Annotated in this window: 1 protein-coding gene; it reads left to right on the top strand. The window is 63.1% G+C overall.

What is annotated here, in order from left to right; genetic code table 11:
• The first annotated feature begins 7 nt into the window (after positions 1–7).
• The gene (gene ugpC, locus EOA79_RS32145; protein WP_245489985.1) at positions 8–1,096 is read left to right on the top strand and encodes a sn-glycerol-3-phosphate ABC transporter ATP-binding protein UgpC; all 1,089 of its coding nucleotides are present in this window, start codon (positions 8–10) and stop codon (positions 1,094–1,096) included.
• The last annotated feature ends 143 nt before the right edge of the window (positions 1,097–1,239 follow it).

Genomic DNA, 1,239 nt, shown 5'->3' with positions numbered 1-1,239 from the left:
GAACCAGGTGAAGAAATCATACGGCAACCTCAACATTCTCCACGGCATCGACCTCGACATCAAATCGGGCGAGTTCATCGTGTTCGTCGGGCCGTCGGGCTGCGGCAAGTCGACCTTGCTGAGGTCGATCGCCGGTCTCGAGGAAATCACCTCCGGCGTGCTCCAGATCGACGGCGAAGTTGTGAACGACGTGCCGCCTTCGAAGCGGGGCATCGCCATGGTGTTCCAGTCCTATGCGCTCTATCCGCATATGACCGTTTACGACAACATGGCCTTCTCGATGAAGATCGGTAAGGAAAGCAAGGCCGAGATCGACAAGCGCGTGCGCCAGGCGGCCGAGATCCTGCAGCTCACCAAGTATCTCGACCGCCTGCCCAAGGCGATGTCGGGCGGCCAGCGCCAGCGCGTCGCCATCGGCCGTGCCATCGTGCGCAATCCGAAGGTGTTCCTGTTCGACGAGCCGCTGTCGAATCTCGATGCGGCACTGCGCGTCGCCACCCGCATCGAGATCGCCAAGCTGAAAGAATCGATGCCGAACACGACGATGATCTACGTCACGCACGACCAGGTCGAGGCGATGACGCTGGCGGACCGCATCGTGGTGCTGAAGGAAGGCGTCGTCGAGCAGGTCGGCACGCCGATGGAGCTCTACAAGCGGCCGGGCAATCTCTTCGTCGCGCAGTTCATCGGATCGCCGGCCATGAACATATTGCCGGCGAAGATCGAGAAGGCCGGCAATCCGACCGTGGTCAGCCATGTCGGCGACCGCAAGGCGACGGTGCCGATCACAACGCCCGCTTCGGCGAACGGCGCGGCGGTGAGCTTCGGCGTGCGGCCCGAGGATCTCGCGATCGCGACCGGGACGGATTACCTGTTCGAAGGCAAGGTCGATTATATCGAGCAGCTCGGCGAGGTTCAGCTCGTCTATGTCGATATCGGCCGCGCCGATCTGCCGCTGGTGGCCAAACTGCCGGGAAATGTCGAGGTCAAGCGCGGCGAGACGCTGCGGCTCAATGCCGGCGCCGGGGATCTGCACATCTTCGACGCGGAGGGGCATTCCTTCACGCTGCATCGCGACGAGGCGAAGGCGGCCTGACGCGCGGTGCTGCCGTTTCGGCCAAGAGGCGCGAGACGGTCCGGCTAAAGAAAGAGCGGCGAGGTTTGCCTTCGCCGCTCTTTTTCGTCAACTGCTTGCGGCTGTTAGCGGCCGAACAGATTGCGGTCGCTGCCCTGCGGGGC

The organism is Mesorhizobium sp. M1A.F.Ca.IN.020.03.2.1 (genome assembly GCF_004023205.1).
Classification (GTDB): Bacteria; Pseudomonadota; Alphaproteobacteria; order Rhizobiales; family Rhizobiaceae; genus Mesorhizobium.
The sequence above is the reverse complement of the archived record's forward strand: the minus strand, read 5'-3'. Positions and strand labels throughout refer to the sequence as shown.